The sequence below is a fragment of the Tumebacillus amylolyticus genome, from assembly GCF_016722965.1.
GTDB lineage: Bacteria > Bacillota > Bacilli > Tumebacillales > Tumebacillaceae > Tumebacillus > Tumebacillus amylolyticus.
The window spans coordinates 1-17509 of record NZ_JAEQNB010000012.1 but is presented as its reverse complement, the minus strand read 5'-3'; the positions used below and the strand labels follow the sequence as shown (position 1 = coordinate 17509).

General features: G+C 56.6%; 10 protein-coding genes, 33 tRNA genes and 3 rRNA genes. 45 read left to right on the top strand and 1 reads right to left on the bottom strand.

Features of this window, described 5'->3' with window-relative positions; translation table 11 throughout:
• Positions 1–117: ribosomal RNA gene (gene rrf, locus JJB07_RS23175) — 5S ribosomal RNA — on the top strand.
• A 23-nt stretch (positions 118–140) separates the two neighbouring features.
• Here rrf (JJB07_RS23175) and JJB07_RS23170 read toward each other — a convergent pair.
• Positions 141–1787 carry a PucR family transcriptional regulator gene (locus tag JJB07_RS23170; RefSeq protein ID WP_201638450.1) on the bottom strand — a complete coding sequence of 549 codons (1647 nt, stop codon included), beginning with the start codon at positions 1785–1787 and terminating at the stop codon, positions 141–143.
• 146 nt (positions 1788–1933) lie between these two features.
• Between JJB07_RS23170 and JJB07_RS23165 the strand changes: the two genes are divergently transcribed.
• From JJB07_RS23165 to JJB07_RS22950, 44 genes are all read left to right on the top strand, one after another.
• Positions 1934–3442: a CoA-acylating methylmalonate-semialdehyde dehydrogenase gene (locus JJB07_RS23165; protein ID WP_201638449.1), complete on the top strand. Its 1509-nt coding sequence runs from the start codon at positions 1934–1936 to the stop codon at positions 3440–3442.
• 21 nt (positions 3443–3463) lie between these two features.
• Positions 3464–4819 (top strand): aspartate aminotransferase family protein, encoded by a 1356-nt coding sequence (locus JJB07_RS23160; RefSeq protein ID WP_201638448.1) that lies wholly within the window; start codon positions 3464–3466, stop codon positions 4817–4819.
• A 34-nt stretch (positions 4820–4853) separates the two neighbouring features.
• The gene (locus tag JJB07_RS23155) at positions 4854–6203 is read left to right on the top strand and encodes an NAD(P)-dependent oxidoreductase (protein WP_201638447.1); all 1350 of its coding nucleotides are present in this window, start codon (positions 4854–4856) and stop codon (positions 6201–6203) included.
• Between the two features lie 18 nt (positions 6204–6221).
• Positions 6222–7478 carry an NAD-dependent dihydropyrimidine dehydrogenase subunit PreA gene (gene preA, locus JJB07_RS23150; protein ID WP_201638446.1) on the top strand — a complete coding sequence of 419 codons (1257 nt, stop codon included), beginning with the start codon at positions 6222–6224 and terminating at the stop codon, positions 7476–7478.
• Position 7479: 1 nt separating this feature from the next.
• Positions 7480–8910: a dihydropyrimidinase gene (gene hydA / locus JJB07_RS23145; protein ID WP_201638445.1), complete on the top strand. Its 1431-nt coding sequence runs from the start codon at positions 7480–7482 to the stop codon at positions 8908–8910.
• Positions 8900–9790: a nitrilase-related carbon-nitrogen hydrolase gene (locus tag JJB07_RS23140; RefSeq protein ID WP_201638444.1), complete on the top strand. Its 891-nt coding sequence runs from the start codon at positions 8900–8902 to the stop codon at positions 9788–9790. Before hydA ends, JJB07_RS23140 begins: the two co-directional genes overlap by 11 nt.
• Before the next feature lie 78 nt (positions 9791–9868).
• The gene (locus JJB07_RS23135; protein WP_201638443.1) at positions 9869–10528 is read left to right on the top strand and encodes a 3'-5' exonuclease; all 660 of its coding nucleotides are present in this window, start codon (positions 9869–9871) and stop codon (positions 10526–10528) included.
• Positions 10529–10668: 140 nt separating this feature from the next.
• Positions 10669–12108, top strand: coding sequence for an FAD-binding oxidoreductase (locus tag JJB07_RS23130; RefSeq protein WP_201638442.1), 1440 nt, complete (start codon positions 10669–10671; stop codon positions 12106–12108).
• Positions 12077–13408 (top strand): (Fe-S)-binding protein, encoded by a 1332-nt coding sequence (locus tag JJB07_RS23125; RefSeq protein WP_347338392.1) that lies wholly within the window; start codon positions 12077–12079, stop codon positions 13406–13408. Before JJB07_RS23130 ends, JJB07_RS23125 begins: the two co-directional genes overlap by 32 nt.
• Positions 13409–13679: 271 nt before the next feature.
• Positions 13680–13755: transfer RNA gene (locus JJB07_RS23120), tRNA-Lys, on the top strand.
• 7 nt (positions 13756–13762) lie between these two features.
• Positions 13763–13837: transfer RNA gene (locus JJB07_RS23115), tRNA-Gly, on the top strand.
• Positions 13838–13856: 19 nt separating this feature from the next.
• Positions 13857–13941 (top strand) — tRNA-Leu (locus JJB07_RS23110).
• Between the two features lie 10 nt (positions 13942–13951).
• Positions 13952–14027 (top strand) — tRNA-Ala (locus JJB07_RS23105).
• A gap of 1 nt (position 14028) precedes the next feature.
• Positions 14029–14104: transfer RNA gene (locus JJB07_RS23100), tRNA-Thr, on the top strand.
• 8 nt (positions 14105–14112) lie between these two features.
• Positions 14113–14189: transfer RNA gene (locus tag JJB07_RS23095), tRNA-Glu, on the top strand.
• Between the two features lie 4 nt (positions 14190–14193).
• Positions 14194–14269 (top strand) — tRNA-Val (locus tag JJB07_RS23090).
• A 74-nt stretch (positions 14270–14343) separates the two neighbouring features.
• Positions 14344–14420 (top strand) — tRNA-Asp (locus JJB07_RS23085).
• 23 nt (positions 14421–14443) lie between these two features.
• Positions 14444–14519 (top strand) — tRNA-Phe (locus JJB07_RS23080).
• A 25-nt stretch (positions 14520–14544) separates the two neighbouring features.
• Positions 14545–14619, top strand: a tRNA-Gly gene (locus JJB07_RS23075).
• A gap of 20 nt (positions 14620–14639) precedes the next feature.
• Positions 14640–14716: transfer RNA gene (locus tag JJB07_RS23070), tRNA-Ile, on the top strand.
• 14 nt (positions 14717–14730) lie between these two features.
• A 5S ribosomal RNA gene (gene rrf / locus JJB07_RS23065) occupies positions 14731–14847 on the top strand.
• A gap of 224 nt (positions 14848–15071) precedes the next feature.
• Positions 15072–15147, top strand: a tRNA-Lys gene (locus JJB07_RS23060).
• A 1-nt stretch (position 15148) separates the two neighbouring features.
• Positions 15149–15225, top strand: a tRNA-Arg gene (locus JJB07_RS23055).
• 9 nt (positions 15226–15234) lie between these two features.
• Positions 15235–15310 (top strand) — tRNA-Ala (locus tag JJB07_RS23050).
• 8 nt (positions 15311–15318) lie between these two features.
• Positions 15319–15395 (top strand) — tRNA-Glu (locus JJB07_RS23045).
• A 92-nt stretch (positions 15396–15487) separates the two neighbouring features.
• Positions 15488–15563, top strand: a tRNA-Thr gene (locus tag JJB07_RS23040).
• A 271-nt stretch (positions 15564–15834) separates the two neighbouring features.
• Positions 15835–15910, top strand: a tRNA-Lys gene (locus tag JJB07_RS23035).
• Positions 15911–15930: 20 nt separating this feature from the next.
• Positions 15931–16016 (top strand) — tRNA-Leu (locus tag JJB07_RS23030).
• Between the two features lie 13 nt (positions 16017–16029).
• Positions 16030–16105: transfer RNA gene (locus JJB07_RS23025), tRNA-Ala, on the top strand.
• 3 nt (positions 16106–16108) lie between these two features.
• Positions 16109–16184: transfer RNA gene (locus JJB07_RS23020), tRNA-Thr, on the top strand.
• Positions 16185–16193: 9 nt separating this feature from the next.
• A tRNA-Glu gene (locus JJB07_RS23015) sits at positions 16194–16270 on the top strand.
• Positions 16271–16274: 4 nt separating this feature from the next.
• Positions 16275–16350 (top strand) — tRNA-Val (locus JJB07_RS23010).
• A 20-nt stretch (positions 16351–16370) separates the two neighbouring features.
• Positions 16371–16447: transfer RNA gene (locus JJB07_RS23005), tRNA-Ile, on the top strand.
• Between the two features lie 20 nt (positions 16448–16467).
• A tRNA-Arg gene (locus JJB07_RS23000) sits at positions 16468–16544 on the top strand.
• Positions 16545–16554: 10 nt separating this feature from the next.
• Positions 16555–16630: transfer RNA gene (locus tag JJB07_RS22995), tRNA-Ala, on the top strand.
• Between the two features lie 8 nt (positions 16631–16638).
• Positions 16639–16715, top strand: a tRNA-Glu gene (locus JJB07_RS22990).
• 5 nt (positions 16716–16720) lie between these two features.
• Positions 16721–16796: transfer RNA gene (locus JJB07_RS22985), tRNA-Val, on the top strand.
• Between the two features lie 17 nt (positions 16797–16813).
• A tRNA-Asp gene (locus JJB07_RS22980) sits at positions 16814–16890 on the top strand.
• Between the two features lie 21 nt (positions 16891–16911).
• A tRNA-Ile gene (locus JJB07_RS22975) sits at positions 16912–16988 on the top strand.
• A gap of 15 nt (positions 16989–17003) precedes the next feature.
• A 5S ribosomal RNA gene (gene rrf, locus JJB07_RS22970) occupies positions 17004–17120 on the top strand.
• Between the two features lie 6 nt (positions 17121–17126).
• Positions 17127–17202, top strand: a tRNA-Lys gene (locus JJB07_RS22965).
• Positions 17203–17206: 4 nt separating this feature from the next.
• Positions 17207–17281: transfer RNA gene (locus JJB07_RS22960), tRNA-Gly, on the top strand.
• A 19-nt stretch (positions 17282–17300) separates the two neighbouring features.
• Positions 17301–17385 (top strand) — tRNA-Leu (locus JJB07_RS22955).
• Between the two features lie 3 nt (positions 17386–17388).
• Positions 17389–17464, top strand: a tRNA-Thr gene (locus JJB07_RS22950).
• Positions 17465–17509: the final 45 nt, after the last annotated feature.

The following is a 17509-nucleotide window of genomic DNA, read 5'->3' as shown; positions in this document are numbered from 1 at the left end:
TCTCGTGATGATGGCGGAAAGGTCACACCTGTTCCCATCCCGAACACAGAAGTTAAGCTTTCCAGCGCCGATGGTACTTGGACCGCAGGGTCCCGGGAGAGTAGGACGTCGCGAGGCAACAGACGAAAAAGGTTCGATTCTCACCGGAGAATCGAACCTTTTTTTTGCCATTCATACGCCCGCAGCGCCACACTCAAACAAAGCCGCTTCTCCGGCGACGAGAGAAAGTCCTCGCCAAGCAACTCCCGAATTTTCTCCAACCGCTGATACAGGGTCTGCCGTGAGACATACAACCGATGCGCCGCCTCTTGCTTCGAATCGTAATGATCCAAAAACAACCGCAGCGTAGTCACAAACTGCGTCCCATGCTCCCGGTCATACGCCAACAACGGCCCCAAGTAATCCTCCACAAACGAAGCACTCACATGTTCCTCCTTCACCTGCAACAACAGCCGATACACCCCCAACTCCTCAAAAAAATCAGTCCCCGCAACTTGCATCACCTGCTCTGCCTCTTGAAAAAACCAATACGCCTGCGCATACTGCCGCGACGACCGACTCACCCCATACCGAATCCCACTTCCCGCACCAAACGCCTGTCGTGTCAGCCGTTCCAACTCCGCCATCGCTTTTTGCAACCGTCCACGAGGCTCCGAGTACGACAGGAGATCCGTCAGCAACAAAAAAAACCGCTGCCCCTTCACCCGAAGCACCGCCTGAAACCCACTTCGAGAAAAAACCGGCCGGAACACACACAGTAAATCCTCCTCCGACACAACATCCTCCTCGCCCCCGAACACCTCCACGATCACCGCCCGATACCCACACGTCCCCGACGGCTGAATCTGCAACAACTGCCGAACGTCCTCCTCGACCAACAACTTATTCTCCAGCATCTCATCGACCAACCGATCCTGCCGATCGAACGTCTGTTCTTGCACGTTCATCTTGCGCATCAAACACTGCGCCACCGCCGTCGTCGTATAATCCAGCGTCAACGACAGAAACTCATCCACCTCACGCTCAAACAACACAATCCCCAAAATCCCCATCTCAAACCCCATCGTCATCACCGGCTGGTACAACACCTGTTTCCGCTCCGAAATTGAAAAAAGTCCCTGCCCACCACGCTCCCCGTCACTCTGAATCCCAGCACCAAACGACTCCGATGCACCCAACGCCCCCTGCAACAACTCCCGCATCTCCGTCTGCACACTCTGCGGCATCGCCGGTGCGAACAACGCCTTGCCCTCCGTCGGCAAGAAAAACGTCTGCGAATGCACTACATTTTGAAAATGAGCCAGCACCGAAGACAGCGACAACGACTCCAACGTCAACTTCTGAATCCGCTGCGCATACCGCCCCAACGCCCGCAAGGCCTGCGTGTGCAAATTCACGATCAACTCATGCAAATCAAGCGTAATCTCCACGAACCGTACCGGCTGATGAAACACCACCAACGGAAACCGATGATGATCCGCCAACTCGACCATCTCCGGTGTCACCGCGGACAAAAACTCCCCGAGCTCCACACACAACCCCGCCGTTTTGTACTGAATCAACTCATGCAGATACGCCATCCACTTCTCCGGGTCCTGCCCAAACCCCACCCCTGTGGACAACACCAACTCGCCCCCATCCAAAAAACAACCCCGCTGCGCCGACTCCAAGATATGCACCCACCGAATCGCCCGAGACAGACCTTGCCGGCCACCCACCACTTCCGCGTGTTGAAAAAGCGGACGTTTCAAAACATCTTCCACCGTCAGCAAGGACTCTTTCTTCAAAATCGGCCACCTCCTGACAAGATGTAAACATCTTCGACCCTCGCACCTGACAAAGTGTCTGGGCTAAAGTTGTGAATCCGCATGTAAACTCAACTAGTACAACACGACAATGTACAATAAAAAACCACTTAGAGGGGCTGTGTTCCATGAAAGTCACAGAAACCGGTGAAAAACTCCAAAACTACATCGGCGGTTGTTGGGTCCCTTCCGAAACCGACCGTTACGAAGAAGTCCCCAACCCTGCAACCGGCGAAATCATCGGCCGCGTGCCGCTTTCCACAAAAATCGAAGTCGACGCCGCCGTCGAAGCGGCGCTCCACGCCTTTCCTGCCTGGAGCAACACGCCGGTCGTCGACCGCACGCGGATCATGTTCCGCTATCAACAATTGCTTCTCGAACACCAACACGAACTCGCCCGCCTGATCACCCTCGAAAACGGAAAAAACCTGTCCGAGGCTCATGCTGAGGTTATGCGCGGCATTGAAATGGTAGAATTCGCAGCCGGCATGACCCCGCTGCTAAAAGGCGAAGCACTCCCCAACATCGCCCGCGACATCGACTGCGAGATGATCCGTTTCCCACTGGGCGTGGTCGCCGGCATCGTGCCGTTTAACTTCCCCTTGATGGTCCCGATGTGGATGTACCCCATCGCGATCACCGCAGGCAACACGTTCGTCCTGAAACCCTCCGAACGCACGCCGCTCTCCACCATTCGAGTGGTCGAACTCTTGAAAAAAGCCGGCCTGCCGGACGGCGTCTTCAACGTCGTAAACGGTGCCCATGACGTGGTCAACGGTCTCTTGGAGCACCCCGACGTCCAAGCGGTCTCCTTCGTCGGTTCCCAACCGGTCGCCGAACACGTCTACAAAACCGCCTCTGCCCACGGCAAACGCGTGCAGGCCCTCGCCGGAGCCAAGAACCACCACTTGGTCATGCCCGACACCGACCTCAAACGCGCTGCGAAAACCATCGCATCCTCCGCGTTCGGATGTGCAGGGGAACGCTGCATGGCGGCGAGCGTCGTCGTCGTGGTCGAATCTGTAGCGGACACTCTCGTCCAACACCTCATCCAAGAATCCAACGCCCTCAAAATCGGCAACGGATTAGACCCAGGCATCGACCTCGGTCCCGTCATCCGCGACTCCCACCGAGAAAAAGTCCACTCCTACATCCAAACCGGGCTCACCGAAGGCGCAAAACTCGTCCGCGATGGGCGAGAGGAGGCGGCACAGCATCCGAACGGCTTTTTCACAGGCCCGACGATCTTCGACCAAGCGCATGCCGAGATGGCGATCGTGCGCGAGGAAATCTTCGCCCCGTTCCTAAGCGTCGTGCGCGTCCCCGACTTTGAAGCAGGTCTTGAAGTTATCAAAAATTCACGCTTCGGAAACGGCGCCTGCATCTACACCAACAGCGGCAAGCGAGCACGCGATTTCGCACACCGCGTAGAAGCCGGCATGGTCGGAGTCAACGTCGGCGTTCCCGCTCCGAGCGGTTTCTTCGCTTTCACGGGCTGGAAAAAGTCGTTCTACGGCGACTTGCACGCCAACGGCCAAGACGGCATCGACTTTTTCACCAAGAAAAAAACCGTCACCACCCGTTGGTTCGATGACGGCGACTCCAACATCGGTTCCCAAAAAACATTCGTGAAATAGCGAACCCGAGGAGGCTCGAAGATGCCCGCCAACGACCAAGACCATGAAAAAGAGACCCTGCTCGAAACCGACCGCACTCATATGTGGCACCACATGTCCCCGTATAACCCCAACCCGATGATCGTCACCGAGAGCCAAGGCTCTTGGATCACCGACATCGACGGCAACCGCTATTTCGACGGCATGTCCGGGTTGTGGTGCGTCAACATCGGCTACGGACGACAGGAGTTAGCAGACGCCGCCTATGAGCAGATGAAAGCGCTCGCGTACTTCCCGCTGACTCAAAGCCACGTTCCCGCCATCCACCTGTCCAAAAAAATCAGCGAGTGGCTGGCGGGGGAGTACCGCGTCTTTTTCTCCAACAGCGGGTCGGAAGCCAACGAAGTGGCTTTTAAAATGGCGCGTCAATACCACGCGCAACGCGGCGAACCCGGTCGCTACAAATTCATCTCCCGCTACCGAGCCTACCACGGCAACACGATGGGAGCCCTCGCGGCCACCGGGCAAGCCGTTCGCAAACAATCCTACGAACCGCTCGCCCCCGGCTTCAAACACGTCCCGCCGCCGTACTGCTACCGCTGTCCCTACGGCAAAACCTACGGCAGTTGCAACATGGAGTGCGCCAACGCCATCGACGAAATGATCAACTGGGAGGGAGCCGAAACGGTCGCCGCCGTCATCATGGAGCCGACGATCACAGGCGGCGGCGTCATCGTTCCACCTCCCGAATACCTCCCGAAAGTCCGCGAGATCTGCGACAAACACGGCGTCCTCCTGATCCTCGATGAAGTTATCTGCGGCGCGGGTCGCTCCGGCCGTCCCTTCGGTCACCAAAACTTCGGAGTGCAGCCGGACATCGTCACGATGGCAAAGGGCATCACCTCCGGGTATCTGCCCCTCTCCGCCACAGCTGCACGCGCCGAGATCGCCGACGTGTTCCTCGAACCGGGGCCGAACCAACACTTCCGTCACCTGAACACCTTCGGGGGCAACCCCGCCGCTTGCGCCCTTGCCCTGCGCAACTTGGAGCTGATCGAAAGCGAAGGGCTCATCGAACGAGCGGAGCAACTCGGCCACGACCTGCGCTCCAAACTCGCAACCCTTGAAAACCATCCCAACGTCGGCGACATCCGCAGCTTCGGTTTCATCTGTGGCATCGAACTCGTCGAAGATCGCACCAGCAAAGCCCCTTCTGCGCCAGACCGCGTCCTGAAAGTCATCTCCGAATGCAAAAAACGCGGCCTCCTCATCGGCCGCAACGGGGACACGATCCCCGGCTTCAACAACATCCTCACTCTCGCGCCGCCGTTCTCCACCACCGAAGAAGACCTCGAATTCCTCGTCAACGTCCTCCGCGACGTCTTCGAACAACTCTAGACCCTTGAACGAAGCCAAAAAGGAGGGAAGCCTCATGAGCCTGCAAGACAACTTCAAGGAAGTCGTCCCCGCGCTCAAGCCCAAAGAAGCGGTCGACGAAGCCAATCGTTGCCTGTTCTGCTACGACGCCCCGTGCGTGCAAGCGTGTCCGACGGGGATCAACATCCCGTCTTTTATCAAAAAAATCACCACCGACAACCTCCTCGGCTCCGCGTTGACCATCCTCGATTCCAACCCGCTCGGAGCGAGCTGTGCGCGCGTCTGCCCAACGTCTGAACTGTGCGAGGGAGCGTGCGTCCTCAACGGTCCGGCTGCTTCCAAAGCCATCCAGATCGGCCTCCTGCAACGACACGCCACCGACTGGGCGATGGAAAACACCAAACCGAACACTGCGCTCTTCAAAACCGCAGACCCCAATGGGAAAAAAATCGCCATCGTCGGTGCCGGTCCCGCAGGTCTCTCTGCAGCCCGCGATCTCGCGCGTCTGGGCTATCTAGTCACCGTCTACGAAGCCAAACCGCGTGCGGGCGGACTCAACGCCTACGGAATCGTCTCCTTTCGCTTGCCGGAGGATGTCGTCGCTTGGGAAGTCGAGCAGATCGAAGCGCTCGGCGTGCAATTTTGCTTCGAAACCAAAATCGGCGAGGACGTCAGCGCCCAAGACTTACTCGACAACCATGACTCCGTGATTCTCGCCGCCGGCATGGGATACGTTCCTGCGCTGAACATCGAGGGCGAGGACCTTCAAGGCGTGCTCGACGCCGTGCAATTCGTAGAAGACACGAAAACCAAACCGCTCACCAACCACCTGCTTGGCAAAAAAGTTGCCGTGATCGGCGCGGGCAACACCGCCATCGACGCCGCCACCTGCTCTACGCGACTTGGCGCAGACAACGTCAAAATTCTCTACCGCCGCACCGTCGCCGAAATGACCGCCTACGAGTTCGAATATGAATTCGCGAAAAACGACGGCGTCGAGTTCCGCTGGCTCGTCGCACCCACACGCATCTTGGGCGAGAACGGCCGCGTCACCGGACTTCAACTCATCCGCATGGAACTTGGCGAACCTGACGAGCGCGGTCGCCGCCGACCCCGAGAAGTGGCAGGCAGCGAGTTCACCCTCGAACTGGATTTCGTCATCAAAGCGATCGGCCAAACCCGTCAGACCCACCTCATCGACGCTTTCCAACTTCAGCATGAACACGGCATCCCGTTGGTTGAATCGGGAACGTACCGAACATCGCAACCGAACGTCTTCGCCATCGGCGATTTCATTTTCAAAACCGGCAAAACGGACGCCATGGTCGTCACCGCCGTGCAACAGGGCAAGGACGCCGCCGTCGCCGTTCACACGCAACTCACCTCGCAAAAAGTCCAGTCCTAAGCCAGAGGAGGCGCAATCATGGCAGACCTACGGATCAAATTTGCCGGTATCGAATCACCCAACCCGTTCTGGTTGGCATCCGCTCCTCCGACCAACTCCGGCTATCAAGTGCAACGCGCATTCGAAGCGGGCTGGGGCGGCGTCGTTTGGAAAACGCTCGGCGAGCCCGTGCTCAACGTCTCTTCCCGCTACGCCGCCATTCATCGCGGCGGGCAACGGGTGCTCGGTTTCAACAACATCGAATTGATCTCAGACCGTCCACTGGAAGACAACTTGCGCGAGATCGCCGAAACCAAGAAAAGGTTTCCCCACAACACGCTGATCGTCTCGCTCATGGTGCAACCCAAGCGCGAAGCATGGCACGAAATTGTAAAAGCGGTCGAAGCCGTGGGTGTCGACGGTTTGGAACTGAACTTCGGCTGCCCGCACGGTATGGCGGAACGCGGCATGGGCTCTGCCTCCGGTCAACAGCCCGACATGGTGCGCCAACAAACCGAATGGGTCAAGGAAGTGGCGCAGACCCCCGTCATCGTCAAACTGACCCCGAACATCACCGACATCCGATTCACCGCACGTGCTGCTCGCCAAGGCGGTGCCGATGCCGTGAGCATGATCAACACCATCAACTCGCTGATGGGCGTTGACCTCGACTCGTGGCTTCCTTACCCGCACGTCGACGGCAAAGGCGCACACGGAGGCTATTGCGGTCCCGCCGTCAAACCGATCGCCTTGAACATGGTGGCGGAATGCGCGCGAGACTCCCGAATCGCGCTCCCGATCTCCGGCATGGGCGGCATCTCAAACTGGCAAGACGCCGTTGAATTCTTGCTGATGGGCGCAGGCTCGCTCCAAGTCTGCACCGCCGCCATGCACCACGGATTCCGCATCGTCGAGGACATGAAGGACGGCCTCAACCACTATCTCGATCAAAAAGGGCTCCCCTCCGTCATGGACCTCGTCGGCAAATCGGTCGCCACGTACTCCGACTGGGGCGATCTCAACCTGAACTACAAAGTCGTCGCCCGCATCAACAACGACACCTGCATCAACTGCAACAAATGCTACATCTCCTGCGAAGACACCTCGCACCAATGCATCGACCGCGTCCGAGAGCCGGATACGGGTCGCGAGCTGCTCGTCGTGCGCGAGGACGATTGTGTCGGCTGCAATCTCTGCTCCATCGTCTGCCCGGTGGACGGCACGATCCAGATGGTCGAAATCCCGACCGAAAAACAACCGCAATCTTGGAACCAACTGCAATCGGGGGTGAAGTAAGGTGAGCAAAAAACTGATTCGCGGCGGCATCGTCGTCACAGCGGCCGATACGTATCGTGCGGACATCTTGATCGACGGAGAAAAAGTCGTCGCCATCGGAGCGGGAGCCCTTTTTTCCAAAGAAACGGAGGGGGCCGAAGAGATCAACGCGAGCGGATGCTATGTGTTTCCGGGCGGGATCGACCCGCATACGCATCTCGACATGCCGTTTGGCGGGACGACGACAGCCGACGACTTTGAAACAGGCACGCGTGCGGCCGCTTTTGGCGGGACGACTTCGATCATCGACTTCTGTTTGACGTCCAAGGGGCAGTCGATTCGCGAAGCTCTTGATACCTGGCACGCCAAAGCGCACGGCAAAGCGGTGATCGACTACGGCTTCCACCTCATGATCGCCGAAGCCAACGACGCCGTCCTGCACCAACTGGAAGACGTCGTCGAAGAGGGCGTCACTTCGCTGAAAGTGTTCATGGCTTATAAAAACGTATTCCAAGCGGACGACGAGACGCTGTTCAAAACGCTGATCCGTGCCAAGGAACTCGGAGCCCTCATCCAAGTGCATGCCGAAAACGGCGACGTCATCGACTTCCTGATCAAAGAGGCGTTGGAGAACGAACAGACCGACCCGATCTACCACGCCCTGACCCGCCCGCCGATGGCGGAGGGAGAAGCAACGGGCCGTGCCATTGCCCTCACAGCCCTTGCCGGATCCCAGCTCTACGTCGTCCACGTCTCGTGCGCCGAAGCGGTACAACGCATCGCAGAAGCGCGAGAGAAGGGCCTGAACGTCTACGGTGAAACCTGCCCCCAATACCTCACGCTCGACATCTCCGAACTGGCACGCCCCGGTTTCGAAGGAGCCAAATACGTCTGGTCCCCGCCGCTCCGTGAAGCCTGGCACCAAGAGGTGCTCTGGAGCGCGTTGAAAAACGGAATCCTGCAAACCATCGGCTCCGACCAATGCTCGTTCAACTTCAAAGGGCAAAAAGAACTCGGTCGCAACGACTTCACCAAGATCCCCAACGGCGGCCCGCTGATCGAAGACCGCTTCAGCGTGGTCTACTCCGAAGGCGTCCACAAGGGACGAATCTCGCTGAACCAATTCGTGGACATCACCTCCACCAAAGCGGCCAAACTCTTCGGTATGTTCCCGCAAAAAGGGACGATCGCCGTCGGGTCTGACGCCGACATCGTCCTGTTCAACCCGAACGTCACGCGCACGATCTCCGCCAAAACGCACCACATGAACGTCGACTACAACCCGTTTGAAGGCAAGGAAGTCCACGGCGAGGTCGTCTCGGTGCTGGCACGCGGCGAATTCGTCATCCGGGACAAAAAATTCGTCGGCACGAAGGGCAACGGACGTTTTATCAAGCGTCACAAATTCGGCGCATCCCCGACGCTAAAGGAGGAGCAACCCCATGTCCTATAAAGTCAAAATCGGCTTGATTCAAGCAAAAAACGACGTCCACGGTGACGCACCGGTCGCCGTTCACAAGGAAAAAGCGATCGAAAAACACATCGGCCTCGTGCGCGAGGCAGCCAACAGAGGGGCGCAAATCATCTGCCTGCAAGAAATTTTTTACGGCCCGTACTTCTGCGCCGAACAGAATCCGAAATGGTACGAATCGGCGGAGGAAGTCCCGAACGGCCCGACGACGCGCCTCTTCCAAGACTTGGCGAAGGAACTCGGCGTCGTCATCATCCTCCCGGTCTATGAAAAAGCGGGCGTCGGCATCTACTACAACACGGCCGCCGTGATCGACGCAGACGGTTCCTACCTTGGCAAATACCGCAAACAGCACATCCCGCATGTGGCGGTCGGCGAAGAAGGGCACGGGTTCTGGGAGAAGTTCTACTTCAAACCGGGCAACTTGGGCTATCCGGTGTTCGATACGGCCTTTGCCAAAGTCGGCGTCTACATCTGCTACGACCGCCACTTCCCGGAGGGCGCTCGACTGCTTGGGCTCAACGGGGCGGAGATCATCTTCAACCCTTCTGCGACAGTGGCCGGGCTGTCCGAATACTTGTGGAAATTGGAGCAACCGGCGCATGCGGTCGCCAACGGCTACTATGTCGCCGCCATCAACCGAGTCGGCGTAGAAGCTCCTTGGAACATGGGCGAATTCTACGGCCAATCGTACCTCGTCGACCCGCGGGGCCAATTCGTGGCGGTGGGCTCTCGTGACCAAGACGAGATCATCGTGGCGGAAATGGACAAAAACAAAATGCACGAAGTTCGCGATCTCTGGCAGTTTTACAGAGACCGCCGTCCGGAAACGTATCACAACATGGTGGAACTTCTGCCTTGAAGACGAGAAAGACCTGATCCTTCGTGGATTAGGTCTTTTTTTGCGTGGCAAACTAGAAGTGTCTTGGGAGGTGAGAGGATGAAGTTCATCATCTTTGACTTAGAATGGGTGGCGACGTTCGCCAAGGGGCAGATCCCGGAGGTTATCTCCATCGGGGCGGTGAAGTTGGATCGCGATCTGACGGAATGTGACCAATTTGCCTCTTTTGTCCGACCCAAGCGAGCGCGGATGCTCAACAAACGCACCGTCCGCATGACGAAGATCAAACCGGAAGACGTGCGGACGTCGGAGGACTTTGCGAAAGTCTGGAAACAGTTCCTCAAGTGGATCGGCGAGGAAGAGTATTTCTTGCTGACCTGGGGTCCGACCGACATTCGCACGCTGATTCAGAACTGCAAGATGCACCATGTCCCTCTCGATTGGCTGCGCAATTACAACGACCTGCAAGCGGAGTTCGGACGGCTCCAAGAAGTCAAGAACCAAACCGGACTCATGGAAGCGCTCGAAGCGCTGCAGCTCAAGCCGATCGGAGCACACCACAGCGCCGTCGACGATGCCCGCAACACGGCTCAAATCTTCAAAGCGCTGTACAAGCAATTGCAGCTCGCACGCAACAACCACGTCGGCCTGTTGAGGGCCTTCGCCCCAAAACAGACGAGACGCCCGTCGCGCCCGCTGAGCACCACGGGACGCACCCGCCGAGGCAAGGACCAAGAGCGTGTCGGGCGAAGACCGTAAGAGATGGGGCCAACAGGGGCCGAAAAAAAGACTCGATTCCTCGGCGGATCGAGTCTTTTTTGTTTTTTCAGTTGTGTTGTGATAGATTGAATTTACAGATATTTATGAACAAAAAGAAGACGAGGAGCGTGCTCCCTTTTATGAATACGGAGATCAAAAGCCAGTTGCGAGCCATCGTCGGCGACCGCTGGATGATGGATTCACCCCATGACTTGTACACCTATTCTTATGATGCCACGCCGCTGTATCAAGCGATGCCGGACGCCGTTGTCATGCCGAGTTCCGTCGAGGAAGTGGCGGCGGTGTTGAAAGTCGCCAACCAGTATCGAATTCCGATCGTCTCCCGAGGTTCCGGTACGAATCTCTGTGGAGGCACGGTTCCCACAGAGGGCGGAATTGTGCTGGTGACGAACCGTTTGGGGCGGTTGCATGAAATTGATCAAGAGAATCTCACCGCTACATTCGGACCGGGGCTGATCACAGCCGATTTGCATAAAGCGGTCGAAGCGGTGGGTTTGTTCTATCCACCTGACCCCGGAAGCATGCGAATTTCCACGATGGGCGGCAATGTCGCCGAGTGCGCGGGAGGCATGCGCGGTCTGAAATATGGCGTGACCAAGGACTATATCATGGGAATCGAGGCGGTTCTCCCCGGCGGGGAAGTCGTCCGCTTCGGGGGCAAAAATGCGAAGGACGTCGCAGGGTACGATGTGACGAAATTGCTCGTCGGCTCCGAAGGGACGCTGGCCGTCGTCACCGAAATTACGGCAAAACTCCTGCCTTTGCCGCCTGCGAAACAGACGATGGTCGCGTACTACCAGAGCCTGTCTGACGCGGCTCGAAGTGTCCAACGAATCATCGCGTCCAAGATCATTCCGGCGACGATGGAATTCCTCGACCAAGCGACGATGGAGGTCGTCGAGGACTTCGCTCGCATCGGGCTGCCTCTCGATATGAAGGCAATGTTGATCATCGAGCAGGACGGGACGGACTTGCAAGTCGAGCAAGACATCGCCCGCATGGCAGACATTTGTCGGGGAGAGGGTGCCACCGAAGTTCGTCTGGCGCAAACGGTCGAAGAGGGCGCCAAACTCATGGCTGCCCGCCGCGCCGCACTCTCTGCATTGGCTCGCGTGAAGCCGACGACGATCCTCGAGGACGCAACGGTTCCGCGTGCCCACCTCGCCGAAATGGTCGAGCAAGTGGACGTGATCGCTCGAAAATACAACCTGCAAATCTGTACGTTCGGCCACGCCGGAGACGGCAATTTGCATCCGACGTGCTTGACGGACGAGCGCGATCTCGAGGAGATTCACCGTGTCGAGCAAGCGTTTGAAGAAATTTTTCACGCGGCCATCAAATTGGGCGGCACGATCACCGGCGAACACGGGGTCGGGATGGCGAAGGCGGGGTTCCTCGATCTCAAAGTCGGTCCGTCCGGCATCGAACTCATGAAACGGATCAAAGAAGCGTTCGACCCGCACGGGATCATGAACCCCGGCAAAATGTTTGCAAAAAGCGATCGACGCAGAGTGGTGGTGAAAACGCATGCCTGCACACACGAACACAACCATGCCTAATCCTAATCTCATTCAACTTCTCGACAATTTCGACAGGGAGGAGATCCTGAACTGCATGCAGTGCGGATTCTGCCTGCCCGCCTGTCCGACCTACCGCCAAACCGGCAAGGAATCGGCTTCTCCACGCGGTCGTATCGCGTTGATGAAAGGAGTCGTCGATGGGCAACTTAACGTGGACGCCGAGTTCGAGGACAACATGTACCTCTGCCTCGGATGCCGTGCATGTGAGACGGCTTGTCCGGCGGGCGTTCCCTATGGCTCGCTTCTCGAAACCGCCCGCGACGTGGTGGAAAGGAACAAGAAGGACATAGGCGAACATTCGTTCTTGCGCGACTTGTTGTTTGAGGAAATCTTTCCGAATCCGGACCGCATCGACCGCTTGGGCACGATGCTCTGGGCGTCCCAAACACTCGGGCTTCAGAAGCTCGCAAACAAAATGGGCCTGATCAACCTCCTCCCGCGCCCGATGCGGGAGATGCAATCGGCTGTGGATCAAGTAGCTTCTCCTTGGCAACGGATGAAAAGGGAGTCTGTGATACATCCCGAACCAGACGCCTCCCAAAATCTGCGCGTTGGGATGTTCAAAGGCTGTATCATGGACGTCATGTTTTTTGAGACCAACCAAGCCACGGCGAGAGTACTGACCAAGGCGGGCTGTGAAGTTGTTTTTGTCGAAGAGCAAGCGTGTTGCGGCGCTCTCCATGCTCACTCCGGTGAGCAAAACGGTGCAAAGGAACTGGCGAAACGCAATATAGAGGCATTCGAAGCGGCAGGCGTCGATCTCATCGTCAACAACGCCGGCGGCTGCGGGGCGGCGCTCAAAGAATATCACCACTGGTTCCACGACGACCCGCAGTGGCAGGAACGGGCGATGAAGTTCGTCGCGAAGTGCCGCGATGCGAATGAATTGGCGGCAGAACTTTTTTCTGCGTTGGAGTTTCGCGGAGAGTTGCCGGGCGTGCGGATCACCTACCAAGACTCCTGCCATCTCGCTCACGGTCAAGGTGTTCGCGCGCAGCCTCGACAACTTTTGCGCAGCATTCCGGGTGTGGAATATGTGGAGATGATGGAGGCCGACCGATGTTGCGGATCGGCGGGCATCTACAACATCACCAATTTCGACATGTCGATGGAAGTCCTCGACGAGAAGATGGAGAACGTCAAATCGACCTCCGCTCACTTAGTCGTCACGTCCAACCCAGGCTGCTTGCTCCAGATGCGCAAAGGCATCCAGCGCGCTGGGTGTGAAGGGCAGATGGAAGCGGTGCATATCATGGACCTTTTGGATCGCGTTCTGTGAAAAAGAGCCTCTGTCCCGTCACGGGCAGAGGCTTTTTTCGCATCAAAAGGCGGTGGTTTCGACATTGTTCCATGTGAAACGTTGTAAGAGGGAGATAGAGTGTGTATCCTATCGTTTCGGCGTGATAGTTTCATAGAATGGGGTATACAGTCTGTTTTTGTCGAAATGGAGTCGAATATGCGTGTTGAGATGTCGAATCAACTCATGTTAAGATAACACCTGTCGCCGCGAGAGAGTGACGACGACGAAACGAAAGACACACGGTGAACATGAGCCATTAGCTCAGTTGGTAGAGCACCTGACTTTTAATCAGGGTGTCGAAGGTTCAAGTCCTTCATGGCTCACCATGTTTTCGCGGAAGTGGCTCAGGGGTAGAGCATCGCCTTGCCAAGGCGAGGGTCGCGGGTTCGAATCCCGTCTTCCGCTCCATTTCTACTATATAATATATGCGGTCGTGGCGGAATGGCAGACGCGCACGCTTGAGGGGCGTGTGGGGTTTCCCCGTGGAAGTTCGAGTCTTCTCGACCGCACCATGTTTTATCTGGGGGATTAGCTCAGTTGGTAGAGCACCTGCCTTGCAAGCAGGGGGTCAGCGGTTCGAATCCGCTATTCTCCACCATGCCTTTTTAGCTCAGTAGGTAGAGCGCATCCATGGTAAGGATGAGGTCATCGGTTCGATTCCGGTAAAAGGCACCATGTATCTTGGCCCGTTGGAGAAGCGGCTTAACTCACCGCCCTTTCAAGGCGGCATTCACGGGTTCGAATCCCGTACGGGTCACCAAGATGGAGGTTTAGCTCAGCTGGGAGAGCATCTGCCTTACAAGCAGAGGGTCGGCGGTTCGATCCCGTCAACCTCCACCAGATTTTTTAAAGGACAGGTCGACTAAGAGCAGCGGCGTCCTGCCGCACGTCGACACTCGTTCATCCTTGAACTCGGAGCTGTGGTGTAGTGGCCTAACATGTCCGCCTGTCACGCGGAAGACCGCGGGTTCGAATCCCGTCAGCTCCGCCACTTATTTTACAGAATTAAAATACGGCTCGGTAGCTCAGTTGGTAGAGCAGTGGACTGAAAATCCACGTGTCGGCGGTTCGACTCCGTCCCGAGCCACCATTTACAAAATAGTACAAATACCCATGCGGAAGTGGCTCAGGGGTAGAGCATCGCCTTGCCAAGGCGAGGGTCGCGGGTTCGAATCCCGTCTTCCGCTCCATAGATTTCCCTGTTGTCTGGGGGCCCATAGCTCAGTTGGCTAGAGCGCACGACTGATAATCGTGAGGTCGGAAGTTCGAATCTTCTTGGGCCCACCATTCTATATAGATGATCTAGTGATGATGGCGGAGAGGCCACACCTGTTTCCATCCCGAACACAGAAGTTAAGCTCTCCAGCGCCGATGGTACTTGGACCGCAGGGTCCCGGGAGAGTAGGACGTCGCTAGGCAACTAGAAAAAGGCCCGATCTTCTTGCGAAGATCGGGCCTTTTTTGCGTTCATTGGGGGTTGAAGGGAGTCTCGGGAGGTAGAGAGAACGGGTGCAATGTGGAGGATTCGCGAGAGTGGAGGATGTGTGGGAAGCGGATGATGCGATTTGTCGGAGTTTGTCGACTGGAGTACGTTGAACGTGCACCGGCTGCGTGATAAGATAACTCCTGTCACCAAGAACACGAGCCATTAGCTCAGTTGGTAGAGCACCTGACTTTTAATCAGGGTGTCGAAGGTTCAAGTCCTTCATGGCTCACCATGCGCCCTTAGCTCAGCTGGATAGAGCGTTTGACTACGAATCAAAAGGCCGGGAGTTCGAATCTCTCAGGGCGCGCCATTTTTACACGGGGGATTAGCTCAGTTGGTAGAGCACCTGCCTTGCAAGCAGGGGGTCAGCGGTTCGAATCCGCTATTCTCCACCATATATCTTGGCCCGTTGGAGAAGCGGCTTAACTCACCGCCCTTTCAAGGCGGCATTCACGGGTTCGAATCCCGTACGGGTCACCACCACTTTACATCCTGTTCGCGGGTTTGAATCCCGTCTTCCGCTCCATTTCTACTATTAAATATGCGGTCGTGGTGGAATGGCTGCACCATTTGCCTTTTTAGCTCAGTAGGTAGAGCGCATCCATGGTAAGGATGAGGTCATCGGTTCGATTCCGGTAAAAGGCACCATACGTTTTTGGGGTACAAAGGCTCGATCTTCTTCGGAAGATCGGGCCTTTTTTTCGTTCTCCGGGTTGGTGGTTTGGGATGCGTAAAAGGGAGTAAATCTGCGAAAACAGGAGAATCGGAAAGTATGGAGGATATGGTTTTTCTGTAGGTCAATATTTGTCGGAGTTTGTCGGGTAGAGTGCGTTGAACGTGTGCGGGCCGCGTGGTAAGATAACACCTGTCGCCGCGAGAGAGTGACGACGACGAAACGAAAGACAACGATGGTGAACATGAGCCATTAGCTCAGTTGGTAGAGCACCTGACTTTTAATCAGGGTGTCGAAGGTTCAAGTCCTTCATGGCTCACCATTTTTCCTTCTATATAAGATGCGGTCGTGGCGGAATGGCAGACGCGCACGCTTGAGGGGCGTGTGGGGGTTACCCCGTGGAAGTTCGAGTCTTCTCGACCGCACCATTGTTTCAAATCTGGGGGATTAGCTCAGTTGGTAGAGCACCTGCCTTGCAAGCAGGGGGTCAGCGGTTCGAATCCGCTATTCTCCACCAGATGCCTTTTTAGCTCAGTAGGTAGAGCGCATCCATGGTAAGGATGAGGTCATCGGTTCGATTCCGGTAAAAGGCACCATGTATTCTTGGCCCGTTGGAGAAGCGGCTTAACTCACCGCCCTTTCAAGGCGGCATTCACGGGTTCGAATCCCGTACGGGTCACCAAGATGGAGGTTTAGCTCAGCTGGGAGAGCATCTGCCTTACAAGCAGAGGGTCGGCGGTTCGATCCCGTCAACCTCCACCACTTGTACCACTGCTAGACACGGGCCCATAGCTCAGTTGGCTAGAGCGCACGACTGATAATCGTGAGGTCGGAAGTTCGAATCTTCTTGGGCCCACCACTTTTCAAAACCTTATAGATGCGCCCTTAGCTCAGCCGGATAGAGCGTTTGACTACGAATCAAAAGGCCGGGAGTTCGAATCTCTCAGGGCGCGCCATTTTTTTCACGGGGGATTAGCTCAGTTGGTAGAGCACCTGCCTTGCAAGCAGGGGGTCAGCGGTTCGAATCCGCTATTCTCCACCATGTATCTTGGCCCGTTGGAGAAGCGGCTTAACTCACCGCCCTTTCAAGGCGGCATTCACGGGTTCGAATCCCGTACGGGTCACCAAGTGTGGAGGTTTAGCTCAGCTGGGAGAGCATCTGCCTTACAAGCAGAGGGTCGGCGGTTCGATCCCGTCAACCTCCACCAGATTTTTTCTTGAACTCGGAGCTGTGGTGTAGTGGCCTAACATGTCCGCCTGTCACGCGGAAGACCGCGGGTTCGAATCCCGTCAGCTCCGCCACTTTTACAACATGTTTGATGAGGGCCCATAGCTCAGTTGGCTAGAGCGCACGACTGATAATCGTGAGGTCGGAAGTTCGAATCTTCTTGGGCCCACCATAGTTTTTCATACAGTCTAGTGATGATGGCGGAGAGGCCACACCTGTTTCCATCCCGAACACAGAAGTTAAGCTCTCCAGCGCCGATGGTACTTGGACCGCAGGGTCCCGGGAGAGTAGGACGTCGCTAGGCAGGTATGAGCCATTAGCTCAGTTGGTAGAGCACCTGACTTTTAATCAGGGTGTCGAAGGTTCAAGTCCTTCATGGCTCACCATTTCGCGGAAGTGGCTCAGGGGTAGAGCATCGCCTTGCCAAGGCGAGGGTCGCGGGTTCGAATCCCGTCTTCCGCTCCATTTCTACTAGTAATTATATGCGGTCGTGGCGGAATGGCAGACGCGCACGCTTGAGGGGCGTGTGGGGTTTCCCCGTGGAAGTTCGAGTCTTCTCGACCGCACCAAATGCCTTTTTAGCTCAGTAGGTAGAGCGCATCCATGGTAAGGATGAGGTCATCGGTTCGATTCCGGTAAAAGGCACCATGTATCTTGGCCCGTTGGAGAAGCGGCTTAACTCACCGCCCTTTC

What these genes read in the sequence shown, in the direction of transcription:
- JJB07_RS23160 (WP_201638448.1), top strand. Translation starts at nt 3,464, where the DNA reads ATGCCCGCCAACGACCAAGACCATGAAAAAGAGACCCTGCTCGAAACC.
- preA (WP_201638446.1), top strand. Translation starts at nt 6,222, where the DNA reads ATGGCAGACCTACGGATCAAATTTGCCGGTATCGAATCACCCAACCCG.
- JJB07_RS23130 (WP_201638442.1), top strand. Translation starts at nt 10,669, where the DNA reads ATGAATACGGAGATCAAAAGCCAGTTGCGAGCCATCGTCGGCGACCGC.
- JJB07_RS23125 (WP_347338392.1), top strand. Translation starts at nt 12,077, where the DNA reads ATGCCTGCACACACGAACACAACCATGCCTAATCCTAATCTCATTCAA.
- JJB07_RS23155 (WP_201638447.1), top strand. Translation starts at nt 4,854, where the DNA reads ATGAGCCTGCAAGACAACTTCAAGGAAGTCGTCCCCGCGCTCAAGCCC.
- JJB07_RS23135 (WP_201638443.1), top strand. Translation starts at nt 9,869, where the DNA reads ATGAAGTTCATCATCTTTGACTTAGAATGGGTGGCGACGTTCGCCAAG.
- JJB07_RS23140 (WP_201638444.1), top strand. Translation starts at nt 8,900, where the DNA reads ATGTCCTATAAAGTCAAAATCGGCTTGATTCAAGCAAAAAACGACGTC.
- JJB07_RS23165 (WP_201638449.1), top strand. Translation starts at nt 1,934, where the DNA reads ATGAAAGTCACAGAAACCGGTGAAAAACTCCAAAACTACATCGGCGGT.